Here is a 24,326-nt window from a genome sequence, read left to right as displayed (position 1 = left end):
AAGGAATATATTGTGAATTAGTGAGCTGTGCTACCAGGAGGATATATTAATGACTAAAGAAAAATCAGAAAATATGCCAAAAGAAAAAATGTCAACTAGAATTGTTGTATGGATTATAGGTATGTTTGTTTTAGCATTGGGAACTTCATTTTTTGCAAAAAGTCATATGGGTGTTAGTGCATTAGTCTCGGTACCACAATCTTGTTCTTTAATTTCTGGATGGACATTGGGCGTTTGGGTTAATATTATATATGCAATATTTGTTGTGTTAGAATTATTTATCTATAGGAAGTTTAGTTGGCAGGTAATAGTACAATTTCCATTTACTTTTATATTTGGAAGAATTGTCGACATGTGGGGTATCCATATATTTGGCAATTTAGATCCAGATAATATTTGGTTAAAAATAATCATATTAGTACTTGCTTTATTTTGTACTGCTGCGGGTGTAACTATGATGGTCCACGCTAATATTATTGTCAATCCGCCTGATGGTATATTAATGGCACTTACAACAGTTATTCCAAGAGATTATGGTACTTTGAAATACTGGGGTGATGCGCTTATGGTAGTTATCGCAGTGATTATAGGATTGGTGACCGGAAATTTAGGAAAATTAATAGGACCAAGTATTGGTTGGGGAACAATTATTGCAGTATTTACAATTGGTAATATGGTTAAATTCTTCAACAAAGTTATTGTTTCTAAAGTATCACCTGTAAAAAATTAATATAAACATATTAAGAGCGCTTTTGAAAATTAGAGATGTACTTTATTGAATAAATAAACAAAAATTCTGTAGTTAATTGCTGTATCCCCCTTATCAAAAGGTCACTAAGGGTTAAACAATTTATAAATAAAGGCACATCCTAATAGTCTGAAATGATCATAAAAGATACCCTCTAAATATTAGAGGGTATCTTTTTTAAGCCGTATTATCGATTCTGAACTTGGACGCTTACCATGAAAATTGATGATAGGGAGTAATAAAATAATAATAGATAAGATTGACATAGTAAGTAAATTTATAAAGGAATGATAGATCTCATTCTGCTAGCGAAAAGTGAGGCTTTTTATTTTTTTATGTTTTGCTGATCTAAAACCGATAGTAGAAGCTGATGGATGTTGTCTAGCCGGTTCTACTGAGTTTATGTAGTCTACAGAGATCACAGGCATGACTAGTTTGATAGTTCCTACAAAATTGAGAATTTAAAAAGCTGTTTAAGCGTTTTTTATCGGTGTTAACAATAATTTTGTGAGTTCTTAAATTTAAATTTTTTGTACTGCTAAAGACGCTGTGGAAACATTTTTGGATCGACCACCAAAAGTGGTACCGATAGCTGTTATAAGTAATCCAACTGGTAGAGTAGTATGCCAATGATACTACCTACGACAGCTTTACCAGCATGCCCAATCTTATCGCAGTTGAATGTCTTGTCAAAAGTCCAACTAAAGTTATCGCATAACAGGTTAAAAAACTAAAATCCATTTCCGTTTTACCCCTGTTAAATTGTTATTAATAATAGGAGATAACTGAACTTATCTAAAAAATAAACTGGAACGGCGGATACGATGGATTACTTTAAACAGCGACGGGTATATCGCAAATTAAAAAGAGAACAGCTGACGCTCTCAATGGCGCAAGATAGTTTGTATCGTGAATTATTAGATTATGCCTACGATGAAGGTAAATTAGAAGACACCTTTATTTTAAAAGATACCGCACTGATCGCATTTACCGGCCTATCTAAATCAAAATTAAAAGCAGTAAGGCAGGAATTGGTTGAGATGGGCCTATTAATTTATAGCCCTGAACAAGAAGGTCAGCAACAACCGCAATACAAAATCAAACCACTTTACCACACCGATTCGGTTATTCAGCAGGCAGCAAGTGCTGTAACCCAGACACCTAGTAGTGCGCCAACTCGGACCCCAACCAGTAACGCAACTGGTAGCACTAAAGTACTTACTAGTACTAGACCTTTACAAGACAATAACTTTAAAGAAAATATTAAAGAAAGGTGCACGCAAAGTGTTGCCGTTTTAAAAGTGCGCGGTGATGTTAGGACAAGCATCATTTTAAAAAACAGCGATATCTTAAAAAATAAAGCAACTTTGCGTTTATTTACGCTGCAAATTTGAGCAAATTTGAAATAAACCATTTCAGTTTTCACGAATTTTAGTTTGGTTAAAATTATCAAAATAACAGGCCGTTGATAATAAAAAAGCGTACATGTCAAGGGCTAAGCATCAAAAAAGATCAATAAAAATAAATGCAAAATATTGAAAAAATGTGCTATGTGTGATATATTTCACTTGTACTGACATCGAAAAACATTTGAGATGAAAGACGTCATCAATCCAACACACGCTTATTTAGGGTATTGAATGATAGCATCTTCCGGATGTTATCATTTTTATTTTTATTAAAGGAAGGGTAGGTTTTTATTTATGGAAACAAGAATTGCAGTTATTGGCATCATTGTGGAGAACACTGGCTCAGTACCAAAATTGAATGAGATTTTGCATGAGTATCGGGATCATATTATTGGTCGGATGGGGATTCCTTATCGTCAACGGAGTTTAAATATCATCAGTGTGGCGATGGATGCGACACAAGAAGATATTAGTGCACTTTCAGGCAAGATTGGAAAGTTAGATGGTGTCAGCGCTAAGACAGCTTATTCTAATGTTGTGAGTGACTAATGACAGCGCCGGTAGAACGGGAACGGCTCAAATCCGGTTCCAGTGTGGCGATTGGCTGGAAAATTCTTTTTGCCGTACTACCTTTAGCAGCCGCCGTTTTTTCTTTGTGCGTGGGGCGTTATGCTATGGCACCAATGGATGTGATCCATGCGATTACAGATAAATTTACGGGTGCTGTGACGGTTTCACCGCAAATTACCACGGTACTTTGGAGTATGCGTTTGCCGAGAATTATTTTAGCTTTAGTTGCTGGTGCTGGTCTTTCAGCAGCGGGCTGTGCTTTTCAGAGTCTGTTCTCTAACCCATTGGCGACACCGGATACATTAGGTGTGGCTTCGGGGGCTTCATTTGGGGCCGCATTATCCTTACTTTTTGGTTTTAAGATGTTAGGCGTCCAAGCGACTTCATTGCTCTTTGGTTTATTGGCGTTAGCATTGACCGCATTGGCCGGTACTGGGAAGCGACAGCGAAACTTGAACAGTATCGTGTTAGCGGGGATTATGATTGGATCTTTATTCACGGCATTAGTGTCGTTGGTGAAGTTTTCGGCGGATACAGAAAGCCAGCTGCCAGCGATTACTTATTGGCTGATGGGGAGTTTAGACTCCGCCAGTTATAATTCATTATTTCTAGGGGCTCCACCTATTCTTTTAGGTATGTTGATTTTATTGCTGCTACGTTGGCGTTTAAATTTATTGCCATTAAGTGAAGAAGAGGCCAGAACCACTGGGGTTAATATTAAAGCTTTACGTATCGTTACGATTTTATGTGCCACGTTAATCACTGGTTCCGTGATCTCCATGTGTGGTCAAGTCGGTTGGGTGGGGTTATTAATTCCCCATATGTGCCGGATGAAATTTGGGAATAATCACACCGCTTTATTACCAGCTTCTATTTTGGCTGGGGGCTCATTTTTGATTATTGTGGACACAGCAGCTAGAAGTTTGTCGGCGGCTGAATTTCCGATCTCAATTTTGACAGCAATCATTGGCGCCCCATTCTTTATTTATTTGATGCGGCGCACTGGAGGTTGGCAACTATGAACTTAGATGTAGAAAATGGCAGTTTTTCTTATGTATCAGGCACGCCGGTTATTAAGCAGTTGGATTTTCATGCAGCTTCAGGGCAGCTGATTGCGATTTTAGGGCCAAATGGTGCCGGGAAAACCACATTACTCCGCTGTATTATGGGGTTGTTGAAGTGGGATGGCGGTACCAGTACCCTAAATGGTCAAGAAATTGCCAAAATGAGCAGTAAAAAACTTTGGCAGCAAGTTTCATATGTTCCCCAGGCTCGGGGGGCGTTTGCGTCATTGACCGTGGAAGATATGATTCTTTTAGGTTGCACAAGCCGTATTGGTCTGTTTGCCACACCAGGTGAAAAAGAACGGCAGTTAGTCGCAGACTTAGTTGAAGAACTTGGTATTCAGCGCTTGCTTTATAAAAACTGCAGTGAGATCAGTGGTGGGGAATTACAAATGGTCTTGATTGCCCGGGCCATGGCGGCACAACCCCAATTACTGATTTTGGATGAACCGGAATCTAATCTTGATTTCAAAAATCAGCTGATTGTTTTAGATACGATGACGAAGTTAGCCAATGAAGGTATCTGTTGTATTTTTAACACGCATTATCCCAATCATGCGTTGATGCGAGCGTCACAATCGTTGATTTTACAAAAAGGCGGCGATTCAATTTTTGGGGATACAACCGAGGTGGTCACAGAATCAAATATTGAAGAAGCCTTTGGGGTGGAAGCGGTTATTGGTGAAATTGAGACACCCGGTCAGATTTATCAAAGTGTGATGCCGTTACGGGTTACTGAAAAAAATGGTGTTTGCGAAAAGGCCAAACCGTCACATATCACACAAATTGCGACGATTTCGATTATTGTATCGGATCCAGCGCTAAGTGAGAAAATTAACGCTTTGCTACATAATTATCGGGACTATATTGTCGGTCGAATGGGCTTACCCTATGTGCAAGGCGGTGTTTCAATTATTAATATTACTTTGGACGCACCGATTGAAAAAATAACGGCATTAACACACCAAATTGATATTTTACCGGATGTCAATGTTAAGACAACGGTGGCTAAAAAAGTTGTCCCTGTCGGTTAACTGCAATAGATTGTGAGGCCAAATTATGTTAAAACCATTGGGGCATACAGCAATGCCAACATCCCCAGCAGTAACACTAAAATCAGCTCAATTTCCCCAACCGTTCGCCGATGGGCTGTCTTATTCTGTGTTATCTTGTGGGGGTTGGCCGTTAGTTCAGACCGGGCTATTACTGCCTGAAGCCCACTTAATCTTTGTTTGTCCGCAAAATTGTTTGCGGGGCGTTGTGCTGGTGGCGGCTGAAATGAAGTTATCTCAGCGTTTTTCTACGGTGGCTGTTCGGGAACAAGACGTTATTTCAGGGGACATGGAACGGCTGACCATTGATGGTGTCGGGGAGATTATTGATCATTTGGCAGAAAAACCACCGGCTGTTTTAGTTTTTACAAATTGTATTCATCATTTCGTCGGCACGGATTTAGAGGTTGTTTACCAAACTTTGCGGCAGCGTTATCCGGAGATTCAATTTACCGATTGTTATATGAATCCGATCATGCGCAAAAGCGGTCTAAATCCAGAACAAATGATGCGACGCCAGTTGTATAGTTTGTTAACCCCTAGACCAAAAGTGGCGCGACAAGTGAACATTATTGGCAATCGTTTTCCCATGGATCCCCACAATGATTTATATCAATTGTTGCAACACCATGGCTATACGGTTAAAGAGGTGCCTCGGTGTGAAACATATGCCCAATATCAAACTTTGGCGGCCAGCAGTTTGAACATTACCACATTGCCGATGGCTCAAAGTGCGGGGACGTTATTAGCAGACAAACTAGAGCAACCACATTTATTTTTACCGTTAACATTTTGCTATGAAACTATTACGGAAAACTTAAAACGCTTGAGTGATGCTTTGGATTTACCTCGTGAAGATCCAGCGCCAGCAATTGCGGCTTGTGAAGCTGCCTTAAAAGCCGCGAAAAAAGTAATTGGGGCAACACCGATTGCCATCAGTTTTTCGGCATGTGTGTATCCCTTGAGTTTAGCGCGATTGTTAATCGAGCATGGGTTTAATGTGACTAAGATTTTCGCAGATAGTTTTATCCCCACTGAAAAAGCAGATTTTCTAGCATTACAAAAACTAGCGCCGAACTTACAGCTTTATCCCACCAGCCAAGTTCAAATGCGGGTTTTACCAAAAGAAAGTTCGGGTAAGACTTTAGCCATTGGTACGGAAGCTGCTTATTTCACCGGAACACGCTATTTTGTCAACTTAATTGAAGGTGCTGGCTTATACGGTTTTGACGGAATCGTGCATTTGATGGCGTTACTGCAGACAGCCTTTTTGGAACCAAAAGCACCTGAACTTTTGAATCAAATTAATCAGCGGGGGTGTGAGTGTTTGCTATGAAACAAACGGCACAGATTATTCCCAGTTATACCGGGGACACGTCCGGGGTTTGTTCGGCGCTGTATGAGCTGGGCGGTTTGATTGTGATGCATGATGCTGCCGGATGCAACGCCACATATAGCGCGTTTGATGAACCCCGGTGGTATACCCAAGAGAGTTTGGTTTTTGTTTCTGGTTTAACTGAGATGGAAGCTGTTTTAGGGGATGACCAACGGCTAATTGAAGATACGGTGGCTGCGGCGCAAAAGTTCCAGCCGGCATTTATTGCCTTAGTGGGCTCACCAATTCCAACGGTGACCGCCGTAGATTTTCCAGCGATTGCCCGGGAAATTGAACAGCTGACAAAAATACCAACGATGGGCTTTAATGCTACGGGGATGGCATCTTACGTTTCCGGCGCTGGGATGGCGTTTGAAGGGCTAGCTAAGAAATTTGTTTTGCCACAAGTCCCTAAAACACAAGCCGTGACGGTGAATATTTTAGGGGTGACGCCATTGGATTTTTCGATCAATGGGGCAGATCAAGCTTTAAAAGCTGTGTTGCAGGCGCAAGGTTTAACGGTTCAATCCAGCTGGGCTATGGGAGAGACGTTAAGCAATATCAAACAAGCCGCTGGCGCTAAGGTGAACTTGGTTGTTTCAGCCACCGGTTTGGCGGCAGCTAAGGTGCTGGCTCAAAAGTTTGAGATCCCCTATGTGGTGGGCTTACCTTATGGTCCAGCAATGGCACAGCAGTTGGCAGCAATGTTAATCCAAACGAGTCAAGATCATCAGAATCGAATTTTTTGTCAAGCAGTACCCGCTTCAGATACGGTTATTATTGGGGAAAGCGTTGCGGCACTTTCTTTAGCCAAGGCATTGGCAGCGACAACAGATTTTAAAGCCACGGTGCTTTGTCCGGTGGATACATTTCCTGAGTTACTGACAGCAGGGTGTATCAAAGCCCGGGATGAAGCGGAATTAAAACCGTATTTGCAGCAAGCAACAACAATTATTGCAGATCCACTTTACCAACCAATCTGTCCACCCAAAGCGCGGTTTATACCATTGCCGCAAGAAGCCTTCTCTGGTCGGATTTATCGTCAAGCAATACCAGAACTTGTTAAGGGATTTACAACATTTAGGAGGAATTTTGGGTTATGAAAAAATTATCAAAAATACTTATGGTCTTTTTTGCATCTATTATGATGTTTGGGGCTGTCACCACGAATCAAAACACGGTTAATGCGGCCAGCACAAAGAGTACGGCAACGGTTAAGACAAAAACCATTAAAGACCAAGCCGGCGACAAGGTTAAGGTTCCTAAAAAGATTAAACGGATTGCCGTTGTGGGCATCTATCCACTGCCTTCCGTCTTAGCGACATTCTTTGATTCCGCAGATAAAATTGTGGGTATGCCGGTGGCTAGTATGAAAGCTGCTAAAAACGGCTTACTGTCTGAAATGTATCCAGAGATCTTAAAGGCAAAGACAGATTTTGATGATCCGAATGGGTCAGATATTAATACCGAAGAATTGAAAAAATTAAAACCAGATGTTGTCTTTTATAGTGCTAATGATGCAACGATGAAACAGAAATTACAAAACGCTGGTTTCACAGCTGTTGGGGTATCTGCTGTAGGTTATAATTTTGATGCCATTAAGACTTTAAACGCTTGGATCAGCTTGCTGTCTAAGATGTTCCCAGCTAACGACAGAGCTAAAATTGTCAAAGATTACAGTAATAAAGTTTATAATAAAGTTCAAAAACGGGTTAAGAAAGTGGACAATGCCGATATTCAAAATGTCTTCTTCTTATTCCAATACACAGATTCTTCAATTGTTACTTCTGGCCCACATTTCTTTGGCCAATACTGGTCAGATGCTATTGGTGCTAAAAACGTTGCCAGCGACTTGACGCAAAAATCAGGGGTACCAGTAAATATGGAACAGATTTATAACTGGAATCCGCAGGTTATTTTCATCACAAACTTTACTCAAGCGCAACCAAAAGATTTGTATAATAATAGTATTGGTAATTATGACTGGAGCAAGGTGGATGCGGTTAAGAACCATCGTGTTTATAAGATGCCATTGGGGATGTATCGTAGTTATACACCAGGTGTCGATACGCCAATTACCTTACTTTGGTTAGCAAAGACCGCTTATCCAAGCGAATTTAAAGATATCAATATTACTAAAGAAACAAAAACTTATTATAAGAAAGTCTTTAATGTTAAACTGACAAATAAACAGGCAAAATCAATCTTTAAACCAACATCAGCCGCATCAGCTTATTAATTAATTAAGGAAGTGGTCGGATTATGAGTCTAAGTGGGACACCTGTCAGTGAACGGACACATATTGGCTTTTTTGGTCGGCGGAATGCGGGCAAATCAAGTCTTGTCAATGCAGTTACCGGTCAAGAACTTGCCGTTGTTTCAGCCCAAAAAGGGACAACGACGGATCCGGTGCACAAAACAATGGAGTTATTGCCCCTAGGACCAGTGGTGATTACAGATACGCCGGGGTTTGATGACACTGGAGATTTAGGCACATTGCGGGTTCAAAAGACAAAGCAGACTTTGACCAAAACAGATATTGCGGTTTTGGTAGTGGATGCAACCGACGGCTTACAACCCAATGATTTACAGCTGATTGAACTGTTTGAAAAAAAGAAAGTCGCCTATTTAGTCGCACTGAATAAAAGTGATTTATTAACGGCTAAACCGGCATTATCGGGGCATCAGATTTATGTGAGTGCCACGACTGGTGCTGGGCTTCAAGATTTCAAAGAACGTTTAGCCCATATGTCGGTGGCTGGGGGCGTAAAACAGCCATTGATTGGTGATTTGATTCAAGCCAATGATCTTGTCTTATTGGTGACGCCGATTGATGAATCAGCACCTAAAGGTCGGATGATCTTACCCCAGCAAATGATGCTGCGGGATGTTTTAGATCATCATGGCATTTGTTTAGTGACGCAAGTCCCAGAATTAGCCACGACTTTAGCCAGTCTGAAACAACCGCCGGCAATCGTCGTCACGGATTCTCAAGCTTTTGGCGCAGTCGCCCAGATTGTACCGGAAACGATTCCTTTAACATCATTTTCAATTTTGATGGCCCGCTATAAAGGACTTTTGAATAATGCCGTTGCTGGCGTGAATGCCATTGGCACCTTAAAAACAGGCGATAAGGTGTTAATTGCAGAAGGCTGTACCCATCATCGGCAATGTGGCGATATTGGCAGTGTTAAATTACCGGCGCTGCTGAAAAAATACACCGGTGCCACTGTCGATATTGAACTGGCCAGCGGTTCTGATTTTCCAGAAGATTTGACGAGTTATGCTTTAATTTTGCAGTGTGGTGGCTGTATGTTGACGAGTCGGGAAATGATTTATCGGATGAATTACGCTGCAGCACAAGGTGTACCGATGACGAATTATGGGATTTCTATTGCTTATATGAAGGGGATTTTAAATCGAAGTATCGCCATGCTGCCGGCAGCTTTAGCGGCACAAACACAGGTTTAAAGAAGTGATATTAAGGTTTGATTCAGTTGAGATTTAGCTCAATTTGGATCAAGCCTTTTTTGGTGGGCAGGCAATACCGTTCAGGCTGAAATTAAATTGGTAATCTTGATAAGATACTATTAAAATGTAAGTATAATGATTATAGGGGGTTATATATTGACAGAAACGTATACTTTAGCAGATGGTTTAGTCGTTCCTAAAATTGGTTTTGGGACTTACAAGTTGACGGGTGCCACTGGGGTCAACGCAATTACTTCAGCGATTGATGCTGGTTATCGCTTATTGGACACGGCAGTGAATTACGAAAATGAAGGGATGGTGGGTGAAGCCATTCGCCGCACCGCGGTCCCTCGTGCGCAACTCACGATTACTTCTAAATTACCCGGTCGGCACCACCATTATCAAGAAGCGATTGCAACCATTGAAGAATCGCTTTACCGAGCAGGGTTAGATTATTATGATCTCTATTTGATCCATTGGCCTAATCCTATTACGGGGCAATATGTAGAAGCTTGGCAGGCGTTAATTGATGCCCAAAGATTTGGGTTAGTGCGCTCTATAGGGGTTTCCAACTTTTTGCCAGAACATTTAGAAAAATTACAAAAAGAGACTGGGATTTTACCAGTCATTAACCAAATTGAACTGCACCCTTATTTTAATCAAGCAGCGCAACGTCAATTTGATACAAATCATCAAATTTTGACCGAAGCCTGGAGTCCTTTAGGTCGGGGTACCCGGAATAATGTCTTGCAAGATCCTGTAATTCAACAATTAGCTGAAAAATATCACCATACCGCTGGCCAAATTATTTTGCGCTGGCAGACGCAAATGAATGTCTTGCCCATCCCTAAGTCAACACATTTGAAGCGACAAATAGAAAATTTAACTATTTTTGATTTTGAACTCAGCGATACAGATCGCGCTAAAATTGACGCACTCACAAAAGTAGATGGTCGGTATAGCCAACAAGACCCAGCAAAATATGAAGAATTTTAAGGGTGCAAGCTAAGTAATTTGAAACATAGAACCACAAAAAAGCGGCTGAATCAAGAGATAAACTTTTGATTCAGCCGCTTATATTTATAATTAAGGTTCAACGCATAAGTATTAGGGGGCTTAATTGCTGAACCGAAATCAACAAGTTAAAAGACTATTACTTCGTAAAGTCGATGGATTTTGTTTCTTTCATCGTTAATAGTGAAATTAAGCTAGCTACAGCCATGATGCCTAAATAAATCCCAACGGAGCGGATCCCCCAGTTGTTGGCCAACCAAGTGGCGATTGTTGGCGCAAAGGCGGCACCGATGATCGCAGCTAAATTATAAGAAATCCCAGCGCCGGAATAACGGACTTTAGTAGAAAAGAGCTCTGGTAAAACAGCGCCTACAGGACCAAAGGCAATCCCCATTAGAATGAAGCCAACGACTAAAAAGGTGATGGCGCCAGCGAAATTTCGTTGACCTTGCAACAAATAAGGAAATAGGAATGAAAAGACGATTAAAGCAATGGAAGAGCCCATCAACACATGACGCCGGCCGATGACATCCGCAAAGTAAGAAGCGGCAACGATTAAGACGGCAAAAACAATAATTGCGCCCATCAATAAGAATAAGTATTCCCGATTTGTAAATCCAAGATTTGCGGTGGCATAGGTTAAAGACCAAGTTGCCAAAGTATAAAATAAAGTATATGTTACAGAGACAATAAAGGTACCTTGTAGAATTTGCCGCCAGCTGGTTTTAAAGACGGTAGCCAATGGTGATTTAGTTGTGTCATTTTTCTCTTGGGCCATGCGGAATAATGGCGTTTCTTGCATACGTTCACGAACCCAAAAGCCAACGATGACGAGAACAGAAGAAGCTAGGAAAGGCACCCGCCAGCCAAATTGAATCATTTGATCGGTAGTTAAAAAAGATTCTAATAGGAAGAATAGACCATTACTTAAGAAGAAGCCTAAAGGGGCACCTAATTCTGGAAAAGCACCGTACAAAGCCCGTTTATTAGCTGGTGCATTTTCAGTAGCGACTAAAGCTGCCCCGGACCACTCACCACCTAAACCAATACCTTGGACAAACCGGCATAGGCAAAGTAATACGACAGCTGCCAGACCTAAAGTAGCGTAACTTGGCAATAACCCGATAAAGACTGTGGAGATCCCCATCAGCAATAAAGAAACAACTAATGTTTTTTTGCGCCCGATCTTATCACCAAAGTGGCCGAAGACAAAAGAACCTAAAGGCCGGGCCACAAAGGCAACCCCGAACGTTAACAAACTCAGTAAAGTGGCAATAGCGGGGGTGACTTCTGGAAAGAAAACTTTTGGGAAATAAGCAGCGGCTGCCGTCCCATAAGCGTAGAAGTCAAAAAATTCAATGGCGGTGCCAATCATTGATGCGAAGATGACAGTTTTGACGGAATCTCTGGCTAAATCTGGTTCAACGGGGACTGTTTTGGTAAGTGGTTCGGATAATTCGGTATCTTGCATTTTATCAACTCCATTTTTAATTTAAAACTAATTTAAACGTCATAATTATTAGAAATACTCTAATCTTTCATCTTCTTTCACGGAAAAAAGAGAATTAAAAAAGGCCAAGGAATTTTGGTATCCTTGGCCTTTTAACAACCAACAACACCCACCTAGCAGCGGATGTTGATCCATAAAGAAATCACATCCGCTAACTAATGATGAGACTAATAATGACTTTGACTAAAGTGTTGGTTGCTAACATATTAATGACTTCTTTCATTTATTAATTATTTTTAATTATAATACAATTATATTAAAAATCAATTAGTTTTCAGAAAAATATTATTTTACTTTTGTATCCATATAATTATGTGCAGTTGTTGGCACGTTGTTCTTTGCAACAACTGGCCGTAAGAAGTGCACGCCTAAACCGATGACTAAACCGACTAATGCTGGCACAACCCAGTCCATGCCGATACTAGCAAATGGTAAATATTGTTGGAAGCTGGCTAATGTTTTGGCAAAAGCACTTTGACTGACAACGGCTGGAAAGGCAGCCATCATGTCTAATAAAGCAGGTACAGCAGTAAATAAGACAACAAAGAAGTAAACTGCAGCATCTTTGTGGAATAAAGGTGAGGTAAGGGATAATAAGATTAAGACCATTGCAAATGGGTATAAGAACATTAGCATTGGGGTGGACCAAGCTAAGATTTGTTCTAGGCCAAAGTTAGCAGTTAAAAAGGAAGCCAAACACATGAAGGCTAACCAAGCTCGATAACTGATTTTTGGAAAATGTTTATGGAAATCTTGGGCAAAGGCGGCGACTAGACCGATAGCAGTTGTTAAACAAGTTACGGTCAATAATGTTGCTAACATGGCATGCCCAAAGCCGCCCATGTAATACGTAACGATTTGATTAAAGACCGTGCCGCCTTCAGCAGAAACTTTATAATTGGCTAATGATGAAGCGCCTAAAAGAATAAGGCCTAAGTAGATTAAACCGATCATCCCAGTTGCCAACACACCTGCTCTGGCGGTGACAACGGAAACCCGTTTGGCACTACGGACACCTAACCCTTTAACGGCTGTCACAACAGTCACCCCAAAGGCTAACCCAGCTAAAGCGTCCATAGTATTGTAGCCTTCAAGAAAACCATTAAAGAAGGATGCGTTTTGATAAGCTTTAGTGACGGCTTGTTGACTAGCACTGCCCATTGGTGATAAGAAGCCAAACGCAAAAACAACAAATAATAAAACTAAGAATAATGGATTTAAAGCTTTACCAACACTGTCCATGATACGATTTTCTTTGTAGGAGAATAAGTAAGCTGCGCCAAAGAATAAAGCAGAAAAGACTAACAAGCCAGCATGTTCAAAACCGCTAGGCAATAAAGGTTGAACCCCAACAGAAAAAGGAATCGTGGCAGTTCTTGGTGTCCCAAATAGTGGGCCGATGGTGGCGTGGATTAAGATCATGAAAGCTAATGCAAAAGCAGGACCAAGGGGTTTGCCGATGTCATAAACCCCTTCGGAGTGGGTGACACTGATGGCTAAAACAGATAATAGCGGTAAAACGACTGCGGTAACCAAAAAGCCTAAAGCAGCGGTGCCCCAATTACTGCCGGCTAATTGTCCTAAGTGTAATGGAAAGATTAAATTACCAGCACCAAAGAATAAACCAAATAATAAAGATGCTACAAGGAAATAGTCACGTTTGTTTAAGGGCCGTTCTTCTAAATTTTTCATAAATAAAACACTCCTGTTTGTTTAATAGAATATGAGATAAAACACTTAAATTTTTAATCTGAATCGGACCTTCCATGACCATCATCTCCTTTAAAATGTGTTATAAAATAAAAAAAGCCCTTAAAATAATTGAATTCAATTATTTTAAGGGCGCTGGTTTGCACGGTACCACCTTAATATACAGTACACAAAGATACTGTCTCAATTCACGCACGGCTAACTAATTAGCGAGGCGCTAACACGGTAATGGGTGTCCCCAAGGTACGTTACTGTAATTCGGTACCTAGCTCAAAAGTGATTTTCGCTGGAATTTTAATTGCTTCCTTACACCAAACCGAAGCTCGCTAAAATTAAAACTACAACTACTTTTCTTTTTCACAGCATTTATTAACTATATCTTAATGAAGAGTTTAAATGTTACACATAAAAAAGTCAAGGGCTTAAAATCAAAAAATATATTTGTTTACAAAAATAATTTTTAGGATTACACTTTAGTTGTTAAGAAATGAGGTGCCTTGATGACTAAAGAATGGCTCGAAAAATGGATAAGTATTAAGATGACGTCTACGTTTTAGATTGTAAAATCTGAAGGTAGGCGTTTATTATTTTTTCGAACTTCACGGCGCATTAAGACAACTCAAAGTTGTAACTGATTGGTTTTTCTGTAAAATAGATTTTATAGTAATTTTAAGATAATAAGGGAGCAAGAATCATGACACGTTTAGAAATACAAAATGATAATAAGATTAAGGGCATGACTTTAGCAATTGCCGGGCCTTTATTATGGGGCTTTTCAGGAATCGCGGCCCAATATTTATTTGCTAATTATAATGTTTCACCTTATTGGTTAGTCTGCTTGCGAATGTTAGGGGCGGGCATTTTATTATTGATTTTTGGCCTGATTGTTAGCGGGCGACAGTTATTTGACGTTTGGCGGGAACCTAGGCAAGTCATCCGGTTAATTATTTTTAGTTTGATCGGGATGCTACCGGCTCAATTAACTTATTTTATGGCGATTCATTATAGCAATGCTGCGACAGCAACGATTCTACAATTTTTAAGCCCAGTTGTTATTGTTATTTATTTAGCCTTGCGGCAGCGACAAATGCCTACCAGGGTGAATATGATGTCCGTGGTATTAGCCTTAGTAGGGACAAGCTTATTAGTTACCGGTGGCCATTTTAATGAATTAAATATTGCACCGGCAGGTTTAATCTGGGGTTTATTAGCCGCAGTCAGTACAGCGATCTATACATTATATCCGCGCCCGTTATTGCGGCAATATGGTTCCGTGTCCATCGTCGGCTGGTCAATGTTATTGGGTGGCGCAGCTACGTTACCTTTAGCAGTACAGCATCCTGCCACGCAAATGGACTTAAGAGGCCTGCTTATTGTAAGTTTTGTTATTGTGTTTGGGACTTTATTTGCCTACCTGTTTGTACTGCAGAGTTTGCGGTTCATTGCCCCAACGATGACGAGTCTATTAGGTGCCTTTGAACCAATGACCTCAACCTTATTGACTGTTTTATTCTTTAATGTTGCCTTTGGATTACCAGAACTAGCCGGCATCATCTTAATCATTGCCACCACCGTCATCCAAGCCATCTTCGCCAATCGAAGAGTGAATAAAATAAGAAATAATCCAAGAGCGTGAACCAACACGGGTGATTTCGCAATATAACCTAGACTTGGCAGGCAGTCGCTTGCGACTGGCAACAAGGCGTAGTTATATGTAGAAATCAGTGTTAGTGAACGCGTTTAGATCAGAGCGTGAACTAGAGTGGGAAAGCTATGAACCCTAAAATTAAGCATATAAAAGGCCGAATCAAAAGTTGACTTCTGATTCGGCCTTTATTCATTTAAAGATTTAATTTGATTGTGAATGTTCTGTTTCTTCCGATCCTAATTTGTTAGATTCAATAGCATATGATGCGATCAATTCATTAATCAAAGCAGCTAATTGATCTGCAATGGCTTTTTCTGCGTCGTAGTTTGTTGGGCTCTTTAAAACATGAAGAACCATCGGATCCTCGTAGTTATTAAAGGAAGCAACAACAACAGGGCGATTAATAATGGCATTGTGGGAAGATTCAATTTTATCTTGAACTTGAGCTTCTTTCCATAACAAATGTTTCGGATAAATCATGATCCGATTAAAAGAACGATCGTCACTATTATCAACATCGTAGAGCTGCCACAAGTCTTCCAAAATTGTTTCAGAATCTCTTTCGTACGCTAAGCTCATGAATTTCCCCCCTCATCCGTAAGTCGTAAATATAGAAAACCCAACCTTAGTTACTGTAATTATCTTATATTATTTCAAATAAATCAAGTATAAATTAAACAAAACTTAAATATTTTACGCCTAAGGTATCATGTTAAATTGTTATAATCTGCTTTTCAAATAACAATTTTTTCCACCAAAAAGCATATAGATAGTAGTAATTTACAGAAAAAAGATCAAATATTCTAGGTACTATTTGTCAAATATGATACACTTTTGTTAGAAGAATTTAAAGGGGAGATTGTATGGCAAAAACATCAATTGGTTCTTTAAAGAGAGAAACAAAGGCTCTATTCAAGGGTAACTGGCTCACGGCAATTAAAGTAACTTTTTTACCGGCTATTTGGGCCGTTATCGGTGCAATTATAGCTGGCATTGTATTTACGCTTATTGGCATTATGCTATATCAAAATCACAGCTCGATTTGGCAGGAATTCAGCAATGGCGCTGCAACTAGCAATCATTCTGGTGGTGGCGGGGTAGCTTCAGGACTACTGTCTACTTTAATTTCTATCTTATTATATGCGGGGATAGAGTTTACATTTTTAGATTGGCTGCGGGATCCGGAAACAGAAGTCAGCCATCCCTTTAAATCCGCATTTCAAGGCTTTAGGTCAAAAAATATTGGGACCATAATCGTCTTGACATTATTAGTCATTTTATTTACTTTCTTATGGCGGCTATTATTCATTATTCCTGGACTAATTATGTCTTACGCCTACCGGATGGTCTTTTTTATCTATAAAGATCACCAAGGCCAGCAAGTGGGCTTTTTAAAAATGATTACGATGAGTAAGGTAATGATGAAAGGGCATAAAGGGCGACTGTTCTTATTGGATTTAAGCTTCGTCGGCTGGTTTGCTTTAAGTATCCTTTGCTTTGGCATTCCACTATTTTGGGTCTTGCCTTATTATCATGGAACTTTAGCAGCTTTTTACAATGATTTAGCAAAACAACAACCACTTGATCCGGAGCTATTTTAAAAGAGGGTTTCATTTTGATAATTTTTAAAACGTATGTGTTACCTTGGCTGTTATTATTCGTTATTATTTATAGTTATACTTTTGTTTTAAAATGGTTATTGGATCATACTAAGCAGCGGATCAGTCAAACATTTGGTGTTAAAGCACAATTGTATTTTGGCTTTTTAGGTATTTGGATTCATGAAATCAGTCATGCTTTTTTTGCACTGCTTTTCCATCATCGCATTGTGGATATGAAATTGATGGAATACCGGCCTACAGGACAAGATGTGACTTTGGGCCACGTAGATCATTCATTTAATAAACGCTCAATTTATCAAATGATGGGCAATTTTTTTATCGGCATTGGGCCTTTGATTGGCTGCAGTGCCTTTTTAGTATTCGCATTTCGACTATTAGTCCCCGCAAGCTATGACGGTTTTGCGACAATATTAGAAAACTTTGTAAGTCGCCCAGAACCGCTGCTTTTGATGCACCAACTTTGGCAGGCAATTTTACAAATCCATTGGCAAGGCACAACGTTTTTCTTTTTACTACTGCTGATTTTGACGACAATTGGTTTTGGATTAAGTATGGCCGATATCAAAAATTCAGTCACCGGGTTACCTTATATGCTAATTTTATGCATTATTATCAGTCTATTAACATTTGCTTTGAAGTTAAATCTCACCTTATTTCTAACAAAATTAGACCTTGTTTCAATGCTGATATTAAGCGTTATTTTAGTGATTTCAATTCTGTATAGTCTATTGATTAGCGGCCTCTGCCGCATCTTTTAAATAAAAAAGGATGTATAACCTCATGAATAATTTTGAAATATTACACAAAAAATTCTAAATAACGTGCATATTTATTAATTATGATGTATAATTGAAAAAATTAAGAAGTTATGAGGATGGTTGAGATGAAAAAAAATAAATGGCAATGGGTGCTAAAAGTATTTGTCGCATTTGGCTTGGTACTAGGTGCTTTTTTACCTTTGATGAATTTAACGACACAAAATACGGTACAGGCCGCAACAGAAACCAGTACCAAAACAGATCCCTATCTAAAGAAGATCAAAAAACGGAGGACGATGGTAGTGGGGTTATCTGCCGATTATCCCCCTTACGAATTTCATAAGACGGTCAAAGGTCAAGATGAGATCGTGGGCTTTGATATCAGTATTGCCCAACAAATTGCAAAAGATTTAGGGGTGCATTTGGTTATCAAAGAAATGAGTTTTGATGCGTTATTAGGGGCATTAAAAACTGGGAAGATCGATATGATTATTTCAGGGATGTCTGAAACACCGGAGCGGGCTAAAGAAGTTACTTTTTCAGATACTTACTTAGTGGTTCAAAACTCAGTTATGGTTCGTAAAAGTGATTTGAGCAAATATAAAAACACCACTGATTTCGACGGCGTTAAAGTCGGGGCACAGAAACAAACAACTCAAGAACAATTGGCTGAAGAAGAGTTACCGGGTTCAAAAGTGACTAGTTTGGAAAAAATGACAGATTTAGTTTTGAATTTGCAGCAAAGTAAAATTGATGCAATTGTCATTGAAAAACCAGTTGCAGATGCCTATGTGGCCCAGGATAAAGCTTTGGCCATTGATAAAAGTGTCAAATTCGCGAACTCTACAAAGAACACAGCGATCGCTTTACCAAAAGATTCACCGACTTTAACCGCACAAGTGAACAAAACGATTAAACGGATTAAAAAAGATAATTTATTAAATGGCTACATTAAAAAAGCGCAAAAACAAATGTTTAGCAATGAAAGCTTTATTCAACAATATGGCAGCTATTTCTTAAAAGGGACAGGTATTACCATTGCCTTGACGATTTTAGGGGTTTTATTTGGGACAATCTTAGGAACTTTATTAGCCTTGATGAAACGGGCCAAAAATTTTATTGTGCACTGGATTGCTGTAATTTATATTGAATATTTCCGGGGTACCCCATTACTAGTTCAAGTATTTATGATTTATTTTGGGACACAAATTATGGGCTTGGATTTATCCGCCTTTACGTCCGCAGCGATTGCTTTAGCTCTAAATTCCGGCGCTTATGTTTCAGAGATTATTCGTTCGGGGATTGAAGCCGTACCGGTGGGACAAACTGAAGCAGCGCGGTCATTAGGGATTTCTCAAAGTGACAGCATGCGTTTTGTCATTTTACCTCAAGCAGTCCGGACAATTTTACCAGCTTTAGGGAATGAATTTATTTCGTTATTAAAAGAGTCCGCAATTGTCAGTGTCATTGGGGTTGGCGAATTAATGTTTGAAACCAGTGTTATTCAAGGGGCTAGTTTCAAACCATTTAGTCCATTAGTTATTACCTCATTTATCTATTTTGCGTTAACATTGTTATTATCCGCAGGTTTATCTCATTTCGAAAAACGGATGAAATTAGGCCGGCCAAAGAACCAAGTATTATAATTTATTAATAGGAGCGCGATTATTTTGGTAAAACCCATCGCAAAATTATTTCAAGATCCAGAGAAAAATATTTTAGCTGAAATTGGCAAAACCGCCGCTTTAATGGAAGGTATTATTGACCTATCCATTGGCGATCCAGATCCCACAACGGCTAAACCGATTTTAGATGATGCCTACGAGGCGATGAAAAATGGGGCCACGCATTATACCGCTTCCGCAGGTGATCCGGCTTATTTACAAGCCGTTTTAGAGTTTCATAAAAAATATTTTAATTTAGATTATGATTTAAGTAATGTCCGTGCAACCGCGGGGGCATCTCATGCACTATTTATTGCAATGGGGGCAATTTTAGATCCCGGTGATGAAGTTTTAGTGTTAGAACCCTATTTTTCATCTTATAAAGTAGAAATTGAAGCTTTCGGCGGCAAACCTGTTTTTGTCAAAACGAAACCAGAAAATGGCTTCCAGCCTGATGTGGCCGATTTAGAGACCGCCGTCAGCACAAAGACAAAGGCAATCATTGTGAACTCACCTTGTAATCCAAGTGGGGCGGTCTTTAGCCGAGAAACATTAACTAAAATCGTTCAATTTGCGGAAAAATATGATTTATATATTTTCGCGGACGAAGTTTATTGGCCTTATGTTTTTGGGGATAACGAATTTATTCCAATTGAAAGTTTGGCCAAGGATCGAACCATTGTCACAGGCTCCTTGTCCAAAGCCTTTTCGATGACCGGCTTTAGAATTGGTTACTTATTGGCTTCAGAACCGATCATTACGGCAGCGAGTCTATTGAATGAAGGCGTCTGCTATACACCAGTAGCCGTGTCTCAGCACGCTGGGACCTATGCCTTGAATCACATTGAAGAATTTATGCCACCGCTACAAAAAAGTTTTGAAGAACGATTAACTTATTTATCTGAAGCTTTAGCTAAAGTACCATATTTAAAGGTTAGTCCAGCGGCCGGCAGTATTTATTTATTTGTAGATATTCGCCAAACAGGGATGGACGATGTGGCCTTTAGTGATTATTTATTGAAAGAAAAGAATGTCTTAGTTATTCCGGGACAAGCTTTTGGCGCATCCGGCAAAGGCTTCATCCGAATTGCGGCAACCCAGGATATGCCGGCATTAAAACAGGCAGTAGCGGCTTTTGAAACTTTAGAATTACCAAATTAGGAGGCACGATCATTGAAATTATTGGCAACGAATGCATTTACAGAAGAAACAGTGGAATTAAAAAAATGGGCTGAAATGAATGCCCAAGACTTGACGATTACCCATGAACCTTTAACTGCAGATAATATTGAACAAGTTAAAGGTTTTGATGCTTTATCTGTCCAGCAAGTTGTCCCTTTAGGCGGCCCAGAGGTTTATGAAAAGCTGGCCAGTTTTGGGATTAAACAAATTGCGGTGCGTTCAGTCGGTTACGAATTCGTTGATCTGGCTGCAGCTAAGGCAAATCATTTAACGGTGACCAACGTGCCGGTTTACTCACCACGCTCTGTAGCAGAATATGTATTAGGTCAAAGTATGCGGCTGTTTCGAAATTTTGATAAATTTGATGCTGATGTGGCAAAACAAGATTTCACTTGGTTAGGCAAAATTTCACCAGAATTTGCAGACTTAACGGTGGGCATTATTGGGGCTGGTCATATCGGCAGTGCGGTTGCTAAAATTTATCACGCTTTAGGGTCCAAAGTATTGGTCAATGATCCAATCCACTATGATGAAGTGGCTGCTGTTGCGAAGTACGTCTCTTTAGAAGATGTTTTGAAATACAGTGATATTGTGACCTTGCACGTGCCATTGACGGATGAAACGCATTATATGATTAATGCCGATACATTGGGACAAATGAAACCATCCGCTTATTTGATTAATGCGGCCAGAGGGGCAGTTACCAAAACGCAAGATTTAATTGCAGCCCTTAAAAATCAGCAAATTGCAGGTGCTGCATTGGATGTTTGGGAAGGTGAAGGGGCTTATTTTGATTATGATTGGCAAAATAAACCGTTAAATAATCCGGAATTAGAGACATTATTAGCGTTACCAAATGTCATTTTGACACCGCATATTGCCTTTTTCACGGAACATTCTGTCCATAATATTGCTTTTACAGCGTTAGATGATGCTTTCTTAGGTGCCAGTGGCAAAACGGTTAAAAATCCGGTTTTAGGCTAATAATTTTAGGCATCCATTGTTTTTATGGCAATACTTTGATAAAATCACCGTATATATTAGTTTTTTATAATTTTAATTTAATCAGACGGAGTTGACGTTTTTGCGTAAGTTGAATCCAAAAAAAGTTGTTGTCAAAGTAGGGACAAGTACGATTGTCTTGCCTAATAATAAAGTTAATCTAAGAACAATCTCTCGGTTAGCCTTTGTGTTAACCGATTTGTGTAATCGGGGCATTGAAGTTGTCTTAGTGTCCAGTGGTGCGATGGGGGTTGGCTTAGGGATTTTGAACTTAGCCAATCGACCGGCAGAGATTCCTGAACAACAGGCGATTTCCGCTATTGGCCAAAGTAATTTAATTGGGATTTATACTAAGGAATTTTCCATTTACCAACAAATTGTGGCGCAAGTGCTGTTAACTCGGGATGTGCTGCTCTATCCAGAAAGTCATCAAAATGTGATTAATACTTTTGATACTATGTTGCGGCGGCGAATTATTCCAATTGTTAATGAAAACGATTCGATTTCGATTGATGAGTTGGATCATAAAACGGCTTTTAGTGATAACGATGAGCTTTCAGCGATTGTTACTGAAGTAGCTGATGCGGATCTATTGATTGTTTTATCGGATATTGATGGTTTTTATACTGGTAATCCTCATAAAGATGAAACGGCCACGTTAATTCCAGAAATCAATGAAATTGATGATGAGATTTTGAGCTATGTCGGTGGCAAAGGCAGTAAGTTGGGGACCGGTGGTATGGCGACTAAAATTAGTGCTGCCAAACGGGTTTTGGCCCACGGTAAGCCAATGGTACTGGCAAATGGCCGTAATCCAGAAGTGATTTTTGATATTTTGGATGGTCAGGAAGTGGGGACGTTGTTTACCCCTAAAAAGACAGTTCATGTAAAGGAGTAACGCGAATGGACACATCATTAGAAACAATTGGACAACAGGCCACAGCAGCGGCGTATGTTTTAGGTCAGGCGGATACGGCCATTAAAAATCAAGCTTTATTAGCAATGGCGGATGCTTTATTAACGCACCAAGATGCAATTTTGCAGGCGAATGCTAACGACATGGCTAAAGCAGCAGAGAACCAAGTCCGGCAGGTCATGTTAGATCGCTTGTTATTAACAGAAGCACGGATTACCGCAATGGCGGATGGGTTACGACAAGTGGCGACTTTGCCCGATCCAATTGGTGAAGTGGTTGCTGGCTGGCGGACACCAAATAATTTGGATGTGAAACAAGTTCGCGTGCCCCTTGGCGTGATCGGTATGATCTATGAAGCTCGACCTAATGTGACGGTTGATGCGGCAGCATTAACGTTAAAAGCGGGCAATGCAGTGGTGCTTCGGGGTGGTAAAGAGGCCATTGAAACAAATATTGCATTGTCTGATACATTACGCCAGGCATTAGTTCAAGTCGGCCTGCCAAAAGACAGTGTGCAATTACTGCATGACACGTCCCATGAAACGGCAAATGCGCTGATGCAGTTGACGGCGTACTTAGATGTGCTGATTCCTAGAGGCAGTGCTAATTTTATTAAGATGGTTTTAAAAACGGCGACGGTACCGGTAATCGAAACGGGTGCGGGGAACTGCCATATTTATGTGGCTGAAGACGCGGCGATCCCAGAAGCCATTGCCATTATCATCAATGCTAAAACACAGCGGCCTTCTGTTTGTAATGCAATGGAAAAACTGGTTGTAAATCAAGCGATTGCGCCAACGTTACTACCTCAATTAGCACAAGCACTGGCACCTTATAATGTAACTTTAAAAGGCGATGCGCAAGCTTGTGAAATTTTACCAGATATTGAACTGGCGACTGAGGCGGATTGGGGTACGGAGTATAACGATTTGATTTTGGCGATTAAAGTCGTTTCAGATATTGATGCGGCAATTACGCATATTAATCGTTATAATACAAAACATTCTGAGGCAATTATTACCAATAATTATCAATATAGTCAGCAGTTTACCAAACAGATTGATGCGGCAGTTGTCTATGTGAATGCTTCCACACGGTTTACCGATGGTTTTGAATTTGGTTTTGGGGCTGAAATTGGTATTTCTACTCAAAAATTACATGCTAGAGGGCCTATGGGCTTACCGGCACTAACGTCTACGAAATATATCGTAAACGGAGATGGCCAGATCAGGGCTTAGGTTAAACGGGGCTTTTGTCCCATGACGTCAGATAAAAAATTAGATAAAATAAGACATTAGGTCAAAAGTTAAATTTTGAGCCCAATGCCTTATTTTTTTATCTAGTTATAATTAGGGTTAGCCTGTTAAAGTTGCTTGTGTTGTGAGTCTAGGTTAGTGCTTGAGGCTTTCTTGTTCTAGTTTTGAAATGCGCTCTAAGCTACTGACAATTTACATAACTACGTCTTACTCACAAGCCAAGTTCGGGCTTATGTCGTAAGCCTAGGTTATGTGCATTGTCAAACCGTAGCTTATCGCGCTGTTATGTAATGACCCCTGTCAAGTAAAAAATCACAATTATCGTTAGCACTAACAAACTCCAGAAACTAAAATC

General features: G+C 40.0%; 21 protein-coding genes and 1 other annotated feature. Of the genes, 18 read left to right on the top strand and 3 right to left on the bottom strand.

Annotated elements, in window-relative coordinates:
• The first annotated feature begins 49 nt into the window (after positions 1-49).
• From EKM93_RS04340 to EKM93_RS04295, 10 genes are all read left to right on the top strand, one after another.
• The gene (locus EKM93_RS04340) at positions 50-730 is read left to right on the top strand and encodes a YczE/YyaS/YitT family protein (protein ID WP_125713450.1); all 681 of its coding nucleotides are present in this window, start codon (positions 50-52) and stop codon (positions 728-730) included.
• Positions 731-1,572: 842 nt separating this feature from the next.
• Positions 1,573-2,142 (top strand): hypothetical protein, encoded by a 570-nt coding sequence (locus EKM93_RS04335; protein ID WP_125713448.1) that lies wholly within the window; start codon positions 1,573-1,575, stop codon positions 2,140-2,142.
• A gap of 309 nt (positions 2,143-2,451) precedes the next feature.
• The gene (locus tag EKM93_RS04330) at positions 2,452-2,706 is read left to right on the top strand and encodes a TM1266 family iron-only hydrogenase system putative regulator (protein WP_125713446.1); all 255 of its coding nucleotides are present in this window, start codon (positions 2,452-2,454) and stop codon (positions 2,704-2,706) included.
• Entirely contained in the window at positions 2,706-3,749 is a 1,044-nt protein-coding gene (locus tag EKM93_RS04325; protein ID WP_125713444.1) for a FecCD family ABC transporter permease, read from the top strand. The genes EKM93_RS04330 and EKM93_RS04325 overlap by 1 nt, the downstream gene beginning before the upstream one ends.
• Complete coding sequence (locus EKM93_RS04320) at positions 3,746-4,825, top strand: TM1266 family iron-only hydrogenase system putative regulator (RefSeq protein ID WP_125713442.1); 1,080 nt, start codon at positions 3,746-3,748, stop codon at positions 4,823-4,825. Before EKM93_RS04325 ends, EKM93_RS04320 begins: the two co-directional genes overlap by 4 nt.
• A gap of 25 nt (positions 4,826-4,850) precedes the next feature.
• Positions 4,851-6,179, top strand: a complete 1,329-nt coding sequence (locus EKM93_RS04315) for a nitrogenase component 1 (protein ID WP_125713440.1) — start codon at positions 4,851-4,853, stop codon at positions 6,177-6,179.
• The gene (locus EKM93_RS04310) at positions 6,176-7,321 is read left to right on the top strand and encodes a nitrogenase component 1 (protein ID WP_125713438.1); all 1,146 of its coding nucleotides are present in this window, start codon (positions 6,176-6,178) and stop codon (positions 7,319-7,321) included. The genes EKM93_RS04315 and EKM93_RS04310 overlap by 4 nt, the downstream gene beginning before the upstream one ends.
• Complete coding sequence (locus tag EKM93_RS04305) at positions 7,318-8,457, top strand: ABC transporter substrate-binding protein (RefSeq protein WP_125713436.1); 1,140 nt, start codon at positions 7,318-7,320, stop codon at positions 8,455-8,457. The genes EKM93_RS04310 and EKM93_RS04305 overlap by 4 nt, the downstream gene beginning before the upstream one ends.
• 23 nt (positions 8,458-8,480) lie before the next feature.
• A complete protein-coding gene (gene hydF, locus EKM93_RS04300; protein WP_125713434.1) occupies positions 8,481-9,689 on the top strand; it encodes a [FeFe] hydrogenase H-cluster maturation GTPase HydF in 1,209 nt (402 codons plus the stop codon).
• Between the two features lie 156 nt (positions 9,690-9,845).
• The gene (locus EKM93_RS04295) at positions 9,846-10,685 is read left to right on the top strand and encodes an aldo/keto reductase (protein ID WP_225423623.1); all 840 of its coding nucleotides are present in this window, start codon (positions 9,846-9,848) and stop codon (positions 10,683-10,685) included.
• A 157-nt stretch (positions 10,686-10,842) separates the two neighbouring features.
• Here EKM93_RS04295 and EKM93_RS04290 read toward each other — a convergent pair whose 3' ends face one another.
• Complete coding sequence (locus tag EKM93_RS04290; protein WP_125713430.1) at positions 10,843-12,174, bottom strand: MFS transporter; 1,332 nt, start codon at positions 12,172-12,174, stop codon at positions 10,843-10,845.
• Between the two features lie 324 nt (positions 12,175-12,498).
• The gene (gene brnQ, locus EKM93_RS04285; protein WP_125713428.1) at positions 12,499-13,905 is read right to left on the bottom strand and encodes a branched-chain amino acid transport system II carrier protein; all 1,407 of its coding nucleotides are present in this window, start codon (positions 13,903-13,905) and stop codon (positions 12,499-12,501) included.
• A 143-nt stretch (positions 13,906-14,048) separates the two neighbouring features.
• Positions 14,049-14,293: a binding site (T-box leader), on the bottom strand.
• A 324-nt stretch (positions 14,294-14,617) separates the two neighbouring features.
• Here brnQ and EKM93_RS04280 point away from each other — a divergent pair.
• On the top strand, positions 14,618-15,559 hold the full coding sequence (locus tag EKM93_RS04280; protein ID WP_125713426.1) for a DMT family transporter: 942 nt from the start codon (positions 14,618-14,620) through the stop codon (positions 15,557-15,559).
• Positions 15,560-15,772: 213 nt separating this feature from the next.
• Here the strand turns inward: EKM93_RS04280 and EKM93_RS04275 are convergent, their stop codons facing one another.
• Positions 15,773-16,150: a hypothetical protein gene (locus tag EKM93_RS04275; protein ID WP_125713424.1), complete on the bottom strand. Its 378-nt coding sequence runs from the start codon at positions 16,148-16,150 to the stop codon at positions 15,773-15,775.
• 284 nt (positions 16,151-16,434) lie between these two features.
• On the opposite strand from EKM93_RS04275, the gene EKM93_RS04270 reads away from it, so the two are divergent.
• The 7 genes from EKM93_RS04270 to EKM93_RS04240 all read left to right on the top strand — a co-directional run bounded on the left by EKM93_RS04270 (position 16,435) and on the right by EKM93_RS04240 (position 23,953).
• Complete coding sequence (locus EKM93_RS04270) at positions 16,435-17,172, top strand: DUF975 family protein (RefSeq protein ID WP_125713422.1); 738 nt, start codon at positions 16,435-16,437, stop codon at positions 17,170-17,172.
• A gap of 14 nt (positions 17,173-17,186) precedes the next feature.
• A complete protein-coding gene (locus EKM93_RS04265) occupies positions 17,187-17,951 on the top strand; it encodes a hypothetical protein (protein WP_125713420.1) in 765 nt (254 codons plus the stop codon).
• A 125-nt stretch (positions 17,952-18,076) separates the two neighbouring features.
• Positions 18,077-19,597, top strand: a complete 1,521-nt coding sequence (locus EKM93_RS04260) for an ABC transporter substrate-binding protein/permease (RefSeq protein ID WP_318530790.1) — start codon at positions 18,077-18,079, stop codon at positions 19,595-19,597.
• A gap of 24 nt (positions 19,598-19,621) precedes the next feature.
• On the top strand, positions 19,622-20,776 hold the full coding sequence (locus EKM93_RS04255) for an aminotransferase class I/II-fold pyridoxal phosphate-dependent enzyme (protein ID WP_125713416.1): 1,155 nt from the start codon (positions 19,622-19,624) through the stop codon (positions 20,774-20,776).
• Between the two features lie 12 nt (positions 20,777-20,788).
• Positions 20,789-21,781, top strand: a complete 993-nt coding sequence (locus EKM93_RS04250; protein WP_125713414.1) for a D-2-hydroxyacid dehydrogenase — start codon at positions 20,789-20,791, stop codon at positions 21,779-21,781.
• 91 nt (positions 21,782-21,872) lie between these two features.
• Positions 21,873-22,697 carry a glutamate 5-kinase gene (gene proB, locus EKM93_RS04245; protein WP_125713412.1) on the top strand — a complete coding sequence of 275 codons (825 nt, stop codon included), beginning with the start codon at positions 21,873-21,875 and terminating at the stop codon, positions 22,695-22,697.
• A 5-nt stretch (positions 22,698-22,702) separates the two neighbouring features.
• Positions 22,703-23,953: a glutamate-5-semialdehyde dehydrogenase gene (locus EKM93_RS04240; RefSeq protein ID WP_125713410.1), complete on the top strand. Its 1,251-nt coding sequence runs from the start codon at positions 22,703-22,705 to the stop codon at positions 23,951-23,953.
• Positions 23,954-24,326 lie beyond the last annotated feature (373 nt).

Source organism: Agrilactobacillus yilanensis (assembly GCF_003946725.1).
Lineage (GTDB): Bacteria > Bacillota > Bacilli > Lactobacillales > Lactobacillaceae > Agrilactobacillus > Agrilactobacillus yilanensis.
The sequence above is the reverse complement of the archived record's forward strand: the minus strand, read 5'-3'. Positions and strand labels throughout refer to the sequence as shown.

What these genes read in the sequence shown, in the direction of transcription:
- EKM93_RS04340 (WP_125713450.1), top strand. Translation starts at nt 50, where the DNA reads ATGACTAAAGAAAAATCAGAAAATATGCCAAAAGAAAAAATGTCAACT.
- EKM93_RS04335 (WP_125713448.1), top strand. Translation starts at nt 1,573, where the DNA reads ATGGATTACTTTAAACAGCGACGGGTATATCGCAAATTAAAAAGAGAA.
- EKM93_RS04330 (WP_125713446.1), top strand. Translation starts at nt 2,452, where the DNA reads ATGGAAACAAGAATTGCAGTTATTGGCATCATTGTGGAGAACACTGGC.
- EKM93_RS04325 (WP_125713444.1), top strand. Translation starts at nt 2,706, where the DNA reads ATGACAGCGCCGGTAGAACGGGAACGGCTCAAATCCGGTTCCAGTGTG.
- EKM93_RS04320 (WP_125713442.1), top strand. Translation starts at nt 3,746, where the DNA reads ATGAACTTAGATGTAGAAAATGGCAGTTTTTCTTATGTATCAGGCACG.
- EKM93_RS04315 (WP_125713440.1), top strand. Translation starts at nt 4,851, where the DNA reads ATGTTAAAACCATTGGGGCATACAGCAATGCCAACATCCCCAGCAGTA.
- EKM93_RS04310 (WP_125713438.1), top strand. Translation starts at nt 6,176, where the DNA reads ATGAAACAAACGGCACAGATTATTCCCAGTTATACCGGGGACACGTCC.
- EKM93_RS04305 (WP_125713436.1), top strand. Translation starts at nt 7,318, where the DNA reads ATGAAAAAATTATCAAAAATACTTATGGTCTTTTTTGCATCTATTATG.
- hydF (WP_125713434.1), top strand. Translation starts at nt 8,481, where the DNA reads ATGAGTCTAAGTGGGACACCTGTCAGTGAACGGACACATATTGGCTTT.
- EKM93_RS04290 (WP_125713430.1), bottom strand. Translation starts at nt 12,174, where the DNA reads ATGCAAGATACCGAATTATCCGAACCACTTACCAAAACAGTCCCCGTT.
- brnQ (WP_125713428.1), bottom strand. Translation starts at nt 13,905, where the DNA reads ATGAAAAATTTAGAAGAACGGCCCTTAAACAAACGTGACTATTTCCTT.
- EKM93_RS04280 (WP_125713426.1), top strand. Translation starts at nt 14,618, where the DNA reads ATGACACGTTTAGAAATACAAAATGATAATAAGATTAAGGGCATGACT.
- EKM93_RS04275 (WP_125713424.1), bottom strand. Translation starts at nt 16,150, where the DNA reads ATGAGCTTAGCGTACGAAAGAGATTCTGAAACAATTTTGGAAGACTTG.
- EKM93_RS04270 (WP_125713422.1), top strand. Translation starts at nt 16,435, where the DNA reads ATGGCAAAAACATCAATTGGTTCTTTAAAGAGAGAAACAAAGGCTCTA.
- EKM93_RS04260 (WP_318530790.1), top strand. Translation starts at nt 18,077, where the DNA reads ATGAAAAAAAATAAATGGCAATGGGTGCTAAAAGTATTTGTCGCATTT.
- EKM93_RS04240 (WP_125713410.1), top strand. Translation starts at nt 22,703, where the DNA reads ATGGACACATCATTAGAAACAATTGGACAACAGGCCACAGCAGCGGCG.